Annotated in this window: 14 protein-coding genes; 8 read left to right on the plus strand and 6 right to left on the minus strand. The window is 58.5% G+C overall.

The genetic code is table 11. From position 1 onward, the window contains the following. The first annotated feature begins 424 nt into the window (after positions 1–424). From KBP52_RS13355 to KBP52_RS13375, 5 genes are all read left to right on the plus strand, one after another. Complete coding sequence (locus KBP52_RS13355; protein ID WP_116029547.1) at positions 425–1,081, plus strand: alpha/beta fold hydrolase; 657 nt, start codon at positions 425–427, stop codon at positions 1,079–1,081. 96 nt (positions 1,082–1,177) lie between these two features. After that, complete coding sequence (gene rhlB, locus KBP52_RS13360) at positions 1,178–2,656, plus strand: ATP-dependent RNA helicase RhlB (protein WP_077571224.1); 1,479 nt, start codon at positions 1,178–1,180, stop codon at positions 2,654–2,656. A gap of 136 nt (positions 2,657–2,792) precedes the next feature. Then, complete coding sequence (locus KBP52_RS13365; protein ID WP_212622923.1) at positions 2,793–3,737, plus strand: ornithine cyclodeaminase family protein; 945 nt, start codon at positions 2,793–2,795, stop codon at positions 3,735–3,737. 148 nt (positions 3,738–3,885) lie between these two features. After that, a complete protein-coding gene (locus KBP52_RS13370) occupies positions 3,886–5,013 on the plus strand; it encodes an FAD-dependent oxidoreductase (RefSeq protein WP_212622924.1) in 1,128 nt (375 codons plus the stop codon). Positions 5,014–5,106: 93 nt separating this feature from the next. Continuing rightward, complete coding sequence (locus tag KBP52_RS13375; RefSeq protein WP_077571221.1) at positions 5,107–5,733, plus strand: PAS domain-containing protein; 627 nt, start codon at positions 5,107–5,109, stop codon at positions 5,731–5,733. A 101-nt stretch (positions 5,734–5,834) separates the two neighbouring features. Here KBP52_RS13375 and KBP52_RS13380 read toward each other — a convergent pair whose 3' ends face one another. The 6 genes from KBP52_RS13380 to KBP52_RS13405 all read right to left on the minus strand — a co-directional run bounded on the left by KBP52_RS13380 (position 5,835) and on the right by KBP52_RS13405 (position 11,119). Next, positions 5,835–6,611, minus strand: coding sequence for an ABC transporter substrate-binding protein (locus KBP52_RS13380; protein WP_095119386.1), 777 nt, complete (start codon positions 6,609–6,611; stop codon positions 5,835–5,837). Between the two features lie 241 nt (positions 6,612–6,852). Then, positions 6,853–7,305, minus strand: a complete 453-nt coding sequence (moaE, locus tag KBP52_RS13385) for a molybdopterin synthase catalytic subunit MoaE (protein WP_038357637.1) — start codon at positions 7,303–7,305, stop codon at positions 6,853–6,855. A gap of 3 nt (positions 7,306–7,308) precedes the next feature. Continuing rightward, entirely contained in the window at positions 7,309–7,551 is a 243-nt protein-coding gene (locus tag KBP52_RS13390) for a MoaD/ThiS family protein (RefSeq protein WP_016985014.1), read from the minus strand. Next, positions 7,548–8,021: a cyclic pyranopterin monophosphate synthase MoaC gene (gene moaC, locus KBP52_RS13395; protein WP_007914310.1), complete on the minus strand. Its 474-nt coding sequence runs from the start codon at positions 8,019–8,021 to the stop codon at positions 7,548–7,550. The genes KBP52_RS13390 and moaC overlap by 4 nt, the downstream gene beginning before the upstream one ends. A gap of 241 nt (positions 8,022–8,262) precedes the next feature. Further along, on the minus strand, positions 8,263–9,657 hold the full coding sequence (locus KBP52_RS13400; RefSeq protein WP_016985016.1) for a PhoH family protein: 1,395 nt from the start codon (positions 9,655–9,657) through the stop codon (positions 8,263–8,265). Positions 9,658–9,994: 337 nt separating this feature from the next. Then, positions 9,995–11,119: a polysaccharide deacetylase family protein gene (locus tag KBP52_RS13405; protein ID WP_212622925.1), complete on the minus strand. Its 1,125-nt coding sequence runs from the start codon at positions 11,117–11,119 to the stop codon at positions 9,995–9,997. 328 nt (positions 11,120–11,447) lie between these two features. On the opposite strand from KBP52_RS13405, the gene yaaA reads away from it, so the two are divergent. From yaaA to alg8, 3 genes are all read left to right on the plus strand, one after another. After that, a complete protein-coding gene (gene yaaA / locus KBP52_RS13410; protein ID WP_212622926.1) occupies positions 11,448–12,227 on the plus strand; it encodes a peroxide stress protein YaaA in 780 nt (259 codons plus the stop codon). Between the two features lie 810 nt (positions 12,228–13,037). Further along, positions 13,038–14,354, plus strand: a complete 1,317-nt coding sequence (locus tag KBP52_RS13415) for a UDP-glucose/GDP-mannose dehydrogenase family protein (RefSeq protein WP_007914305.1) — start codon at positions 13,038–13,040, stop codon at positions 14,352–14,354. 99 nt (positions 14,355–14,453) lie between these two features. After that, positions 14,454–15,935, plus strand: a complete 1,482-nt coding sequence (alg8, locus tag KBP52_RS13420) for a mannuronan synthase (RefSeq protein ID WP_177412555.1) — start codon at positions 14,454–14,456, stop codon at positions 15,933–15,935. Positions 15,936–15,968: the final 33 nt, after the last annotated feature.

Consider the following 15,968-nt stretch of genomic DNA (forward strand, 5'->3'; position numbering starts at 1 on the left):
AGTCGCACCCTTTTGAGGCGTTGTTGACCCGTGTTGGCTTTTTTTGGGGTCAACCGACGTAAGACCTTCGCTATGAGTCTAGTAGGAGAAAATCCACATCATGGACAACTCACTTCTCACCAATCGGCCGAACGGGCTGTAGCCCTTTCACGTTCGCTAAGCCCGTAGCGGCCATTGGCGAACATCCATCACCGGATTCTTTGCAATCCCGTCGCGGGTCGTACACTGATAGTGTTACCGCCCACGCAAGATCGGTTGCACGGTTCAAGCCATAGCAAAGCCCGTACCACACCTGCTGCGGAATCGATTCGGCGACAGGTCAATAGCAAAACTTGTAACCTTGCGACATCTTCTTAACGGATCAACCGGGCGCGCACTCGAATCACGCACTTAATGAGAGCGCCCGCACATTTTTGGAGCAGACATGACCGAGCCCTTGATTCTTCAGCCTGTTAAGCCCGCAGACGCCTGCGTGATCTGGCTGCACGGCCTCGGCGCCGACCGCTACGACTTCCTGCCGGTCGCCGAGGCGTTGCAGGAAAGCCTGCTGAGCACGCGCTTCGTCCTGCCGCAGGCGCCCACACTTGCAGTGACGATAAATGGCGGATATGCCATGCCGAGCTGGTACGACATCAAAGCCATGAGCCCGGCGCGGGCGATTGACCGTGAGCAGTTGGAAGCGTCGGCGGATCGCATCATTCAATTGATCGAAAACGAGCGCGCCAGCGGAATAGACGCCTCGCGGATTTTCCTCGCCGGTTTTTCCCAGGGTGGCGCTGTGGTGTTGCACACCGCTTTTGTGAAATGGCAGGGGCCGTTGGGCGGTGTGCTGGCGTTGTCGACGTATGCGCCGACCTTCAGCGATGAGATGGAGCTTTCAGCCAGTCAGCAGCGGATTCCCGCGATATGCCTGCACGGCCAGTTCGATGGCGTGGTGCAGAACTCGATGGGGCGCAGTGCCTATGAGCATTTGGTGAAGCATGGTGTCACCGTGACATGGCAGGAATACCCAATGGAGCACGAAGTGTTACCCGAGGAAATTCGCGACATCGGCGTTTGGTTGAGCGAACGTCTGCGCTGATCACGCCAGCAATGCCTGCCCTTTGATCATCACACTACGCCGCGCCCGTTTCTTGCATTACACTGGCCGGCGTACATTCCTTAACCAATTGATGAGATGACCGTGCTCGAAGCACTCAAGAAGATGTTCGGTAAAAGCGAGGCTGAGCAGCTCGCGCCAGTTCCCAGTGCGCCGTCGCACGCCCCCGGTCATCGCAACGATGCGCCCCAGGCCGACCGCCCCGCTGCCGTAGCAGCACCGAAGCAAGACCCGCAACCCGCTCCGGCCGCGCCAATCGCCGCCGAGCCTGCGCGCAATGAAGAGCCGAAACCGGCCAGACCGCGTCGCGAACCGAAGCCCAAGGCACCGGTGATTCCATGGAAACTCGAAGATTTCGTCGTCGAGCCACAGGAAGGCAAAACCCGCTTCCACGATTTCAAGCTGTCGCCAGAACTGATGCACGCCATTCAGGATCTGGGCTTTCCGTATTGCACGCCGATCCAGGCGCAGGTGCTGGGCTTCACCCTCGCCGGCAAAGACGCCATTGGCCGCGCGCAGACCGGTACTGGCAAGACTGCCGCGTTCCTGATCTCGATCATCACCCAACTGCTGCAAACGCCGCCGCCGAAAGAACGCTACATGGGCGAACCCCGTGCGCTGATCATCGCGCCGACCCGTGAGCTGGTGGTGCAGATCGCCAAGGACGCCGCCGACCTGACCAAATACACCGGCCTCAACGTCATGACGTTTGTGGGTGGCATGGACTTCGACAAGCAGCTCAAGCACCTCGAAGCGCGCCACTGCGACATTCTTGTGGCAACTCCGGGCCGTCTGCTCGACTTCAACCAGCGTGGCGACGTGCACCTGGACATGGTCGAAGTGATGGTGCTGGACGAAGCCGACCGCATGCTCGACATGGGCTTCATCCCGCAAGTGCGGCAGATCATTCGCCAGACGCCACCGAAGTCCGAGCGCCAGACTCTGCTGTTCTCCGCGACCTTCACCGAAGACGTGATGAACCTGGCCAAGCAATGGACGACCGATCCGTCCATCGTCGAAATCGAAGTCACCAACGTCGCCAGCGAAAACGTCGAGCAACACATCTATGCGGTGGCCGGTGCCGACAAGTACAAACTGCTCTACAACCTGGTCAACGATAATGGCTGGGAGCGGGTGATGGTCTTCGCCAACCGCAAGGACGAAGTGCGCCGTATCGAAGAGCGTCTGGTGCGCGACGGTGTGAATGCTGCGCAGTTGTCCGGCGACGTGCCACAGCACAAACGCATCAAGACCCTCGAAGGTTTCCGCGAAGGCAAGATTCGCGTGCTCGTCGCCACCGATGTCGCCGGTCGCGGCATTCACATCGACGGCATCAGCCACGTGATCAACTTCACTCTTCCGGAAGTCCCGGACGACTACGTGCACCGCATCGGCCGTACCGGTCGTGCTGGCGCCGATGGCGTGTCGATCAGCTTCGCCGGTGAGGACGACTCCTACCAGTTGCCGTCCATCGAAGAGAAGCTTGGTCGCAAGATCAGCTGCGAAACGCCGCCGACGCATCTGTTGCGTGCGGTTGAGCGCAAGCGTCCGCAGTAAGCGACGCTTAAAAGAAAAGCGCAGCCGGCAACGGACTGCGCTTTTTTTTCGTCTGGTGTTTGATCAGGTGCTTGCGAGAGAAAACTAAAAGTCCATAATGGACAAATAAGTTTATTTTTCGTTTTCGGAGCCTGATATGTCCAGTACGCCCTACGTGATCGACCAGCATCAGGCCCGCGAGTTGCTGGCGCGCATCGATGTGCCGCAGATCCTGCGCAAGCTGTTCCGCGATCTCGCTGCCGGACACGCCGTGCAGCCGGCGCAGCAACTGGTGGAATTCCCGCAGGGTGCCGGCGACTTCATCAATTATCTGGGGGTGCTGGCAGAGGACGGCGTGTACGGTGTGAAGACCTCGCCGTACATCGTTCGCGAGCAAGGCCCGTTGGTCACGGCATGGACTTTGTTGATGTCGATGAAAACCGGTCAGCCGCTGCTGCTCTGCGATGCCGGTGAGCTGACCACCGCGCGCACCGCTGCGACCACCGCCGTGGCGGTCGACGCCCTCGCGCCGCTGAATGCCACGCGACTGGCGATCATCGGCAGCGGCAAGGTTGCCCAGGCGCATTTGCACTATGTGAGATCGCTGCGTGATTGGCAGAGCATCAGCCTGTATTCGCCAAGTCTGTCCGCCGACGCGCAAACCCAGGCACTGTTGAAAGCCATCACGCCTGCGCTGACGATCGCTGACAGCCGTGAAGCCGCCCTCGCCGAGGCTGACGTGATCTTGCTCTGCACTTCGTCAGCCGGGCCGGTGATCGATCCCGACACCTTGAGCAAACCGGCCCTGATCACCTCGATCAGCACCAACGCCCCACGCGCCCACGAAGTGCCGCCGCAGAGCCTCAACGACATGCAGGTGTTCTGCGACTATCGTCTGACCACGCCGGGGTCGGCGGGTGAGATGTTGATTGCCAGTGAACAGCATGGCTGGAGCCAGGATTCGATTGTTGGTGACCTCGCCGACTTGCTCAGCGAGAAAGTCCAGCGCCCGGATTACGACCGTCACGTGTTTTTCCGTTCTATTGGCCTGGGACTGGAAGACATAGCCCTCGCCAATGCGATTTATCTCTTAACCCACTAACACCACATATCCCTGTAGGAGTGAGCCTGCTCGCGATAGCGGTCTTACATTGAGCATTATTGTTGCCTGATACACCGCTATCGCGAGCAGGCTCACTCCTACAGGGGATAGCGAACTATTGGATATTGCGTACCCACTGGAGAACCTCATGAGCCAGGCAGATTTCATCATCATCGGCGGCGGGATTGCCGGCGCTTCCAGCGGTTTCTGGTTGTCGCCGCACGGCAAAGTGATCGTGCTCGAACGCGAATCCCACCCGGCCTATCACTCCACCGGGCGCTCCGCCGCGCTGTTCACTGCAGCCTATGGCACACCGCAGGTACGTGCACTGACCCAAGCCAGCCGCGAGTTTTTCGATCATCCGCCGGCCGGTTTCTGCGAACACCCGCTGCTGACCCCGCGCGGCGAAATGACCGTCGATTTCACCGGCGACCCCGCCGAACTGAACAACCAATACCTCAGCGCCAAAGCCACCGTGCCTGAGATGCAATTGCTCAGCGCCGACGAAGCCTGCGCACGCCTGCCGATCCTGCGCCGGGAAAAAGTCCATGGCGCGATCTACGATCCAAGCGCCAGCGACATCGACACCGACGCCTTGCATCAGGGCTACCTGCGCGGCATTCGTCGCAACAATGGCGAAGTGCGCACTGATTGCGAAGTGCTTGGCCTCAGCCGTGACACCGCTGGCCTTTGGCATGTGCAGACCAACGGTGAGACCTTCAGCGCGCCGGTGATCATCAACGCCGCCGGCGCCTGGGCCGACAAGATCGGTTCACTGGCGGGTGCCAAGCCGCTGGGCCTGCAACCAAAACGCCGCGCCGCGTTCATCTTCGCCGGCCCCGAAGGTGTCGATATTCATCATTGGCCGATGCTGGTCAGCCTCGACGAATCCTTCTATATGAAGCCAGACGCCGGCATGTTTCTCGGCTCGCCGGCCAACGCCGACCCGGTCGAACCCCACGACGTGCAGCCGGAAGAACTGGATATCGCCATGGGCATTTACCAGATCGAAGAAGCCACCACGCTGACCATCCGCCGCCCGACTCGCACCTGGGCCGGGCTGCGCAGTTTCGTCGCCGACGGTGATCTGCTCAGCGGTTTCGATTCGCAAGTGCCGGGATTGTTCTGGGTCGCCGCGCAAGGTGGCTACGGCATCCAGACTTCGCCAGCGATGGGCAAGGCCAGCGCGGCGTTGGTGCGCGGCGAGCCACTGCCCGAGCACTTGCGCAACTTCGGCCTGAGCAGCGCCATGCTCTCGCCTGCCCGCCTCGCCTGATCGTCCACCCGGATGACGCGCCCAACGGATTGCGGCACACTCGCAACGCCTCCTGATCAAGGGGGCGTTGACGCTGCCTGGAGTTCCACTGTCATGACCGCCCCTGAATTCGACCCGGCGCTGGATAACTTCCGTGCCATCGCCGATGCCATCGCCACGCTGTTCTTTCCGCACGCCGAAGTGGTGCTGCACGACCTGCGCACGCAGAAGGTCGACTACATCGCCAATAACCTGTCCAAACGTGAGATCGGCGACGACTCGTCACTGGAAGACATGCTCAGCGAGGATGTCAGCGACCGCAATATCGGTCCGTACGAAAAGCTCAATTGGGACGGCCAGAAGATTCGCAGCCTGAGCAGCGTCCTGCGCGACAGTGAAGGCATGCCGCTGGCGGTGCTGTGCATCAATCTGAATATTTCGCTGTTCGAGAACGCCAAGGCTGCGCTGGACCTGTTTCTGTCGCCGAGCAAACTGATCCCGCAACCGGACTCACTGTTTCGCGATGACTGGCAGGAGCGCATCAACACCTTCCTGCACGCCTGGCTGCGCGAGCGGCAGTTGAGCCTGAATGTGCTGACCCGCGATCACAAGCGTGAATTGGTGCTGGCGCTGCACGCGGAAGGCGCGTTCAAGGGCAAGAGCGCCTCGAACTATGTGGCCAATGTGCTGAATATGGGGCGGGCGACGGTGTACAAGCATTTGAAGGAATTGAAGGGCTAGAGATTTGCGGTGATTTCTCTGACGCCATCGCGAGCAGGCTCACTCCTACAGGGGGAACGCATTCCAAATGTAGGAGTGAGCCTGCTCGCGATAGCGGACTATCAGTCGCCGTAGATGTCGGACTTGAAATACTTCTCGGAAATCTTCTGATACTCGCCACTCGCGCGAATGCCATCAATGGCGCCATTCAACTGGCTGACCAGTTCGGCATTGCCCTTGCGCACCGCAATCCCCGCGCCCTCGCCCACGTACTTCGGATCCTTCAACTCAGGCCCGACAAACGCATAACCCTTGCCACGCGGCATCGACAGAAAGTCATTCAGCGGAATGGTGTCGGCAAAAATCGCATCCAGCCGCCCTGCCGCCAAATCCATGTAGATCTCTTCGTTGTTGCTGTAGCGCTTGACGTTGATGCCCTTCGGTTCGAACACCTCCGTGGCATAACGATCAGTGGTGGTCGCGCGCTGCACGCCGACGTTCTTGCCCTTTAGGCTGGCGTATTGATCGTCAACGCTGGCGCCTTCTTTCATCACCAGCCGCGACGAGGTGAAGTAGTACTTGTGGCTGAAATCCACCGACTTCTTGCGGTCTTCGTTGATGGTCATCGACGACAGGGCCATGTCGATCTTCTTCACTTTCAACGAAGGAATCAGACCGTCGAACTCACCTTCGACCCACACGCACTTGACCTTCATCTGCGCACACAGGGCATTGCCGATGTCGTAGTCGAAACCGACGATTTCGCCTTTGTCGGTTTTCGAGGCGAACGGCGGGTAAGCGGCTTCGATGCCGATGCGCAGGGTTTGTTCGGCGGCGAACACACTGGCGGAGGCCAACAGGCTGAGGGCAAGACCGGTGATGAGGGGGAGTTTCTTCATGTTCGTTCTCTCGCGGGTTGTTGTTGGTTTGGCAAGAAAGAGCTGAAACGGAGGGAGACACTTTTTTGTACTTATAAATCCATATTGGACTTATATGTATAGGCAGTCAATCAGGCAAAGACAGAGGTTTTTGGTGTTGCAGATGACGTCATCGCGAGCAGGCTCACTCCTACAGGGGGAACGCATTCCAATTGTAGGAGTGAGCTTGCTCGCGATGGCTGACTAGAGGGCGACTCAGGGTTTATTTCTTCCAGCGATCGGCGGCAGCATGATCACTGTCGCGCCCTTCAACCCAACGCGGCCCGTCGCTGGTGTTTTCTTTCTTCCAGAACGGCGCGCGGGTTTTCAGGTAGTCCATGACGAAGGCGCAGGCATCGAATGCGGCCTGACGATGGGCGCTGGCGGCGCCGACAAACACGATGGGTTCGCCCGGTTCCAGCGCGCCGATGCGATGCAGCACTTCCAGCTTCAGCAGCGGCCAGCGCTGTTCGGCTTCGATGGCGATCTTGCCGAGGGCTTTTTCGGTCATGCCCGGATAGTGTTCGAGGAACATCCCCGCCACATCCAGGCCATCATTGAAGTCGCGCACGTAGCCGACAAAACTCACCACTGCGCCGACGCCGACATTGGCCGCGTGCATCGCGTTGACTTCAGCACCCGGATCGAACGGCGTGGCCTGCACGCGAATCGCCATGGATCAGCCTCCGGTCACGGTAGGAAAAAACGCCACTTCGTCGCCATCGACCACTGGCTCGTCGAGCTGGCAGAGGTCTTCATTGCGCGCGCACATCAGGTTCTGTTCGCTCAGCACCTCGGCGCCATCGCGTTGTGCCAACAATGCCCGCACGTCGTCGACGGTGGCGAAATCACCCTCAACCTTTACCGAATCCACGCCCAGCGCTTCGCGGTAACGGGCAAAAAACTTCACCGTCAGGTTCATGGCTGCTCCGCCTGAAAGTGCCCGCTCTTGCCACCGACCTTCTCCAGCAGACGCACGCTTTCAATGGTCATGCCGCGATCGACGGCTTTGCACATGTCGTAAATGGTCAGCGCGGCGACGCTGGCGGCAGTCAGTGCTTCCATTTCCACACCGGTCTGCCCGGACAGTTTGCAACGGGCGACGATGCGCACGGTGTCTTCGCCATCCGCGCTGAGTTCGACTTTGACGCCGGTGAGCATCAGCGGATGGCACAGGGGAATCAGATCGCTGGTTTTCTTCGCCGCTTGAATGCCGGCAATGCGCGCCACGGCGAACACGTCGCCCTTGGGATGGCCGCCGCTGACGATCATCTGCAGCGTCGCGGGGAGCATGCGCACCAGCGCTTGGGCCGTCGCTTCACGGAACGTCACGGCTTTTTCGGTGACGTCGACCATGTTGGCGCGACCTTGGGAATCGAGATGAGTCAGCACGGGATTACTCCTGATCAGGAGCGTGGATTGTAAACCTGCGGGTCAAATTTCTGCATCACTGATTATGAAATCACCACTATCCCCTGTAGGAGCGAGCCTGCTCGCGATAGCGGTCTGATATTCAACATCGATGTCGACTGATCGAACGCTATCGCGAGCAGGCTCACTCCTACATTTTGATTTGCGTAGGGCATAAAAAACCGGGCGGCTTTGCGGCCGCCCGGTTTTGGTTGTGATGCAGTTACAGGTGGGTTTCGGCGTATTCAGCCAGGATCGAACGAGGCACCCCTTGCAGGGTGATGTGCACACCGTTGGGGAAATCCTTGAAGCGTTCGGTCAGGTAGGTCAGCCCGGAGCTGGTCGCGGACAGGTAAGGGGTGTCGATCTGTGCGAGGTTGCCCAGGCACACCACTTTCGAACCGGCGCCGGCACGGGTGATGATGGTTTTCATCTGGTGCGGCGTCAGGTTCTGACATTCGTCGATCAGGATCAGGCTCTGCTGGAAGCTGCGACCGCGAATGTAGTTGAGCGATTTGAACTGCAACGGCACTTTGCTGAGGATGTAATCGACGCTGCCATGGGTGTTTTCGTCATCCATGTGCAAGGCTTCGAGGTTGTCGGTGATGGCGCCCAGCCACGGCTCCATTTTTTCCGCTTCGGTGCCGGGCAGGAAGCCGATTTCCTGGTCCAGGCCCTGCACGCTACGGGTCGCGATGATGCGCCGATAACGCTTGCTGACCATGGTCTGCTCGATCGCCGCGGCCAGTGCCAGAATGGTTTTACCGGAACCGGCGGCACCCGACAGGTTGACCAGATGAATGTCCGGATCCAGCAGCGCGTACAACGCCAGGCTTTGATAGATGTCGCGCGGCTTGAGGCCCCAGGCCTCTTGGTGCAGCAGCGGTTCCTGATGCAGGTCGAGGATCAGCAGTTTGGCCTCGTCAATCTCCTTGATCCAGCCGACAAAGCCCTGTTCATCAATGATGAACTCGTTGATGTGCACGGCCGGCAGGTTATCGATCAGTTGCACTTGATGCCAGGTGCGGCCGTGATCCTGACGGGTGTCGACCTTGCTCACGCGGTCCCAGAAAGAGCCGGTCATGTTGTGGTAGCCGTTGGGCAACAGGGACACGTCATCGACCAGTTGGTCGGTGCTGTAATCCTCGGCATCGATGCCGCAGGCGCGCGCCTTGAGGCGCATGTTGATGTCTTTGGTGACCAGCACCACCGGTTTTTTCGGGTCGCGGGTGTGCAGGTCGATCAGCTGGTTGATGATTTTGTTGTCGTTCAGATGCTCGGGCAGAATCAGGTTCGATTCCGCCTGCTTGCTCATCAGAATTGACAGCAAGCCCTTCGGCCCGCCCTTGCCACGCTGGATCGGCACACCCAGCTCGACATCTTCCGGGGACGCATCGCCCAGGGTCTTGTCGATCAGCCGGATGGCCTGACGGCATTCAGCGGCCACGCTGTGATGCCCGCTCTTGAGCTTGTCCAGCTCTTCAAGCACGGTCATCGGGATCGCGACGTGGTGTTCTTCGAAATTCAGCAGGGCGTTTGGATCGTGAATCAATACGTTGGTATCGAGTACATAAAGGATTGGCTGGTTGGAGGAAGGGCTACGTCCGTGATCATCCATACTCGGTCACCTTTGTCAGAGCCAGTAGACGCAATACCTGAGCGGTGCTGCGCCTCGAAGTGACTGCCGAAATCTCACCTGCGGAGATTCAAGTGACTGCAAACAAACGGGTCTTGGAAGACGCCACCTGTGTTGCAGGTTTCGGCGGTCTGTCTTCGTAATACTCCAAAACCGATGACATAAAAAAGTACTTTGACGGTTTTTTTAAGTTTATTTTGCAGAGTGACGAAAAGCCCTTGGCGGACTGCCAAGACCCCGCTAAAGTCGGAAGTCCGCCTGCACCGAATCCTGCAAAAAAATCGCCCCAAGCCCAATGTTTCCGGGCTTTCCCCGTTTCTCAGCGAAACGCGTCCTGACAGTCTTCCCAACCGATGCCGCTCTGCGCGGTTTGCGTGATCAGCCACGGCAACGAGGTCTTCACCGCGTCCTGTTTCATGTTGAAATTGATCACCCCGTGGCGCCACAACAGCATCAGCGTCAGTACCCGTTGCGCGCTAGCTGCGCCCTTGAGCTTGCCGGCGCCGTCCTGGGCATCGATGTCCCACAGCGCCACTTGCAGGCCCTGAGTGTTAAAGAAACCTTGTGCATCGCTGCGGCGCTGACCTTCTGGCGGGCGGAACATCGGCACATAGTTTTCCGGCAATTTGTTCTTCACCAGATCAGCACTGCGCCGCACCGAATCCTGCCAGTCCTGCCAATGGCTGTGGGAGCGGAACTCCCAACCTTGAACGCCGACGCACTGTTTCGAGAAGCCCGCCTGCAGGCTGCTCACCGAGCGATCAGCCAGCCGCGCCTGAATATCCTTGCCCAACACAAAGAACGTGCCGCTCAGGTTTGCTTTGCGCAGGTATTCGGCGAGCCAACCGGTGTTATCCGGTTGCACGTTGGCGGCGCTGTCGAAGGTCAGCAGAAACAACCGGTCGTGCATCTCGTCGCCATTACGCTCGTAGTCGCCGAAACGATCGAATTCATTGCTGGTCTGCGGTGACAACGCAGCCTTGCGCATCAACTCATCCAGATACTGCAAATGGAAGATCCGGCTCGGTTCGGCCCACTTGGTGTAATAGCTGTCGTCACTGACCACGAACTTGGCGGCTTGCTCACGCAGGGTCGGCAGGTCTTCGACGAGGAAACAGAACGAGGCGTCCTGATCGCAGCTTTGCTGGGCGTAGTTGTAGTTCGCCAACAGGCGCTGCCAAAGACGTTGCCGCAGGCTGTTGACTGCGTCGATGTTGATCGTGCGCAGTCCCAGGCGCTGAGCCAGCGCGGCTTCGTCCATTGATTCGGTGCCGAGCAGGCCACGGGCGAACATGAGGATTTCCGCCCGTGAGGCGACGTCAAACAGCGTCGGATTGCTCAGTTGCTCTGGCCAGGTGCCGCGATCCAGCGTCGCCACATCACCCGGCGCCGCGACGGCACCGAAGCTCAACAGCCACGCGGTGAATAAAAGAACAATGCGCAAAAGGGATGTCTCCATAACAAAACCCGCGCGGCACTATAGCTGATGTGCAAGGCTGAAGGACGCTGCCCTCACCCCAGCCCTCTCCCGGAGGGAGAGGGAGCCGATCTTCATGTTTTCAAACCTGAGTTCGACTGGATATCTCAGGTCGATGTATTACTTGAGAACAACACGGTCGGTCCCCTCTCCCTCTGGGAGAGGGTTAGGGTGAGGGAAAAAAATCCACCAACCGTCGCAAATGCCCCTGCTAACCCCGACCTATAACCCCCATAGCTGGAGTCAACCGCGCCAACCCCCTAGAATCGCCCCCACGATTAAAGGAGACGACTTCATGCTGATGGTGATTTCCCCCGCCAAGACCCTCGATTACGAAACACCGCCGGCGACCCAGCGCTTCACTCAGCCGCAATACCTCGACCACTCCCAGGAACTGATCCAGCAACTGCGCGAGCTGACCCCGGCGCAGATCAGCGAACTGATGCACGTGTCCGACAAGATCGGCGGGCTCAACGCCGCGCGCTTCGGCAGCTGGACACCCGCGTTCACCCCGGACAACGCCAAGCAGGCGCTGCTCGCATTCAAAGGCGACGTCTACACCGGTCTCGACGCACAGTCCTTCAGCGAAGCCAACTTCGACTACGCGCAAAAACACCTGCGCATGCTCTCCGGCCTGTATGGCTTGCTGCGCCCACTCGACCTGATGCAACCGTATCGTCTGGAAATGGGCACCAAACTGGCCAACGCCCGGGGCAAGGACTTGTATGCCTTCTGGGGCACGCGCATCAGCGAGTGGCTGAACGAAGCGTTGGCCGATCAGGGCGACGACGTTCTGCTCAACCTGGCCTCCAACGAATACTTCTCGGCGGTCAAACGCACGGCATTGAAGGCACGGATCATCAACACCGAGTTCAAGGATCAGAAGAACGGCCAATACAAGATCATCAGCTTCTACGCGAAGAAGGCTCGCGGCCTGATGAGCCGTTTCGTGATCCAGGAAAAAATCAACGATCCGGCCCTGCTCAAACAATTCGATGTGCAGGGGTATCGCTACAGCGCCGAGCAGTCGAAACCCGACAATCTGGTATTTCTGCGCGATCACGCCCCCGAATAAAGCATGCCCAATGCACGACTCTTTCTATATAGAGTCGTGCAGCTCGCACGATGTCAAAAAACCCCCGCTGTTTTTCGCCATTTTTATGGCGCCAGAAAATCCTCCCTGTCTTTTCTAAGATTAGTTTCACTCGACACTGATCATTTTTTTCAGTAGTGGCACCTAAATTTTTTCAGCGTAGTGGCACAAAACTATCTAACGTGATTTTTCGCCTGTTATTAAAGGTCGAAAACGAAAGTGCTATCAAATTGAGACTAGTGCCATCTCTGACAATATTTCAAGAAATTTCAGATTTCGCGATGAGCGGACAGGAACTTCGTCCGAATGCATAGCTCATACCACCGGTAACGATTCTCGCCGAGTTTGTACGAGATAACTTACGCAGAGCAGATAGCCATGTAACCAAGTTGTCACAGCAACTTGCCTAGATGACTAACTAGTCTCAAAACAGACGATGGACAGGAGATACGCACCATTTATATCCCCTACAAAGGCCATGGCCGCGCCCTTATAAACGTGCTCGCCTGAGCACCCAACCGCTTGATTCACAGGACTTTCATCCTGACATCGAGCGCGCAAGACGATTGCACAAGAGTCTTCCACAAGGAAGATCGGCTGCATAACAGGGCAAGTCATAACAACAAGGCCTGGTTGCGCACATCTTGAGTGCACTTATTTAGACACTCGAAACTTAGTATGCCTGCACACGGCATTGTGGCGCCTGTAAGCCGCACTTTCGAGTGCACTAATGAACGCTGAACACCATTAACTCCGCCCTTCTAAGGCCTGATATATACAGAGGTAATTGCGATGCGCATCAGCATATTTGGTTTGGGTTACGTTGGCGCAGTATGTGCCGGTTGCCTGTCTGCACGGGGCCATGACGTGGTTGGCGTCGATGTTGCCAAAGACAAGATCGACATGATCAACGCCGGCAAGTCGCCGATTGTTGAACCGGGCCTGGGTGAACTTCTGCAACAGGGTATCCAGACCGGTCGTCTGCGTGGCACGACCAACTTCGCCGAAGCGATTCGTGACACTGACCTGTCGATGATCTGCGTTGGCACGCCGAGCAAGAAGAACGGCGACCTCGAACTGAACTACATCGAAGCGGTATGCCGCGAGATCGGTTTTGTTCTGCGTGAAAAAACCACCCGCCACACCATCGTCGTGCGCAGCACCGTGCTGCCGGGCACCGTGGCCAACGTGGTGATCCCGATTCTCGAAGACTGCTCGGGCAAGAAGGCCGGTGTCGACTTCGGCGTTGCGGTCAACCCTGAGTTCCTGCGTGAATCCACCGCCATCGCCGACTACGACCTGCCACCGATGACCGTTATCGGCGAGTTCGACAAGGCCTCGGGCGACGTTCTGCAATCGCTGTACGAAGAACTCGACGCGCCGATCATCCGCAAGGACATCGCCGTTGCCGAGATGATCAAGTACACCTGCAACGTCTGGCACGCGACCAAAGTGACCTTCGCCAACGAGATCGGCAACATCGCCAAAGCGGTCGGCGTCGATGGCCGTGAAGTGATGGAAGTGGTCTGCCAGGACAAGACCCTCAACCTGTCCCAGTACTACATGCGCCCAGGTTTCGCCTTCGGCGGTTCGTGCCTGCCGAAAGACGTGCGCGCCCTGACCTACCGCGCCGGTTCGCTGGACGTCGAAGCACCGCTGCTCAACTCGCTGATGCGCAGCAACGAATCGCAAGTGCAGAACGCCTTCGACATCGTTGAAAGCCACGACAAACGCAAAGTCGCCCTGCTCGGTCTGAGCTTCAAGGCCGGCACCGACGACCTGCGCGAAAGCCCGCTGGTGGAACTGGCCGAGATGCTGATCGGCAAGGGTTACGACCTGAGCATCTACGACAGTAACGTCGAGTACGCCCGTGTTCACGGCGCGAACAAGGACTACATCGAGTCGAAGATCCCCCACGTTTCGTCCCTGCTCAACGCGGACTTCGATTCGGTGATCGACAACTCCGACGTAATCATCCTCGGCAACCGCGACGAGAAATTCCGCCCGTTGGCCCAGCAAGCGCCGCACGGCAAGCAGGTCATCGACCTGGTCGGCTTCATGGCCAAAGCCACCGACGCTGGCACCCGTACCGAAGGTATCTGCTGGTAACTCAGCGCCAAGCGACAAGCTTCGAGCTGCAAGTCAAAGCGATTTGCTTGCAGCTTGAGGCTTGCAACTTGAAGCCTCTCTTACCTTCGGATGACGTTGATGAGCAAGCTCAAACATTTTTTTCTGCAATCAGCCGGCTGGCTTTTTTATCTCAGTCTGCTGATGGGCCTGGCCTTGATGCTGCCCACGTCCACATTCGACTCCGAGTCGAAGGACTTCATTTTCCTGATTGGCGCCGTGGGTATCTGGCGCTACTCGATGGGTGCAACGCACTTTGTGCGCGGCATGATTTTTCTCTACATCGTCTACCCGCACCTGCGCCGCAAAGTGCGCAAGCTGGGTAAAGCGGCGGACCCGTCGCATGTGTTCCTGATGGTCACCAGTTTCCGTATCGACGCGCTCACCACCGCGCAGGTCTACAGCTCGGTGATCCGTGAAGCCATCGACTGCGAACTGCCGACCACCGTGGTCTGCTCGATCGTCGAAATGTCCGATGAGCTGCTGGTCAAGGCCCTGTGGGCGCGGATGAATCCGCCAGAACGCGTGAAGCTCGACTTCGTGCGCATTCCCGGCACCGGCAAACGTGATGGCCTGGCCTATGGTTTCCGCGCGATCTCCCGTCACCTGCCGGACGACCGCGCCGTGGTAGCCGTGATCGACGGCGACACCGTGCTCGGCGAAGGCACCGTGCGCAAGACCGTGCCGTGGTTCCAGCTGTTCGGCAACGTCGGCGGCCTGACCACCAACGAGTTCTGCGAAGTGCGCGGCGGCTACATCATGAGCGAATGGCACAAGCTGCGTTTCGCCCAGCGCCACATCAACATGTGCTCGATGGCCCTGTCCAAACGCGTGCTGACCATGACCGGTCGGATGTCGGTGTTCCGCGCCACCGTGGTGACCAACCCGGAATTCATCGCCGATGTGGAAAGCGACTCGCTGCAACACTGGCGTCTGGGCCGCTTCAAGTTCTTGACCGGCGACGACAAGTCGAGCTGGTTCAGCCTGATGCGCCTCGGTTATGACACCTTCTACGTGCCTGACGCGGCGATCAACACCGTTGAACACCCGCCGGAAAAAAGCTTCATCAAGGCCAGCCGCAAACTGATGTTCCGCTGGTACGGCAACAACCTGCGCCAGAACTCGCGAGCACTGGGCCTGGGTGTGAAACGCCTCGGCGCCTTCACCTCGGTGGTGCTGTTCGATCAGCGCGTGTCGATGTGGACATCCTTGCTCGGCCTGACCGTGGCGATGATCGCCAGCTTCAAATACGGCACCGCGTTCATCCTCGTGTACCTGCTGTGGATCGGCATCACCCGCCTGATTCTGACCCTGCTGTTGTCGTGTTCCGGTCACCGCATCGGCCCGGCTTACCCGGCGATTCTTTATTACAACCAGATCGTCGGCGCGCTGGTGAAGATCTACGTGTTCTTCCGCCTCGACCAACAATCCTGGACGCGCCAACCCACATCCCTGACCCGTGATCTCGCCAGCTTTCAACGTTGGTTCAACACCTGGTCGTCTCGGACCATGACCTTCTCCGCCGGCAGCATTTTCGTCGCCGTGCTGCTGATGATGGTCTGACCCGCCCCTATTGAATTAACAAGGAAATCGCCC

The organism is Pseudomonas sp. SCA2728.1_7 (assembly GCF_018138145.1).
In the GTDB taxonomy this organism is placed as follows: Bacteria; Pseudomonadota; Gammaproteobacteria; order Pseudomonadales; family Pseudomonadaceae; genus Aquipseudomonas; species Aquipseudomonas koreensis_A.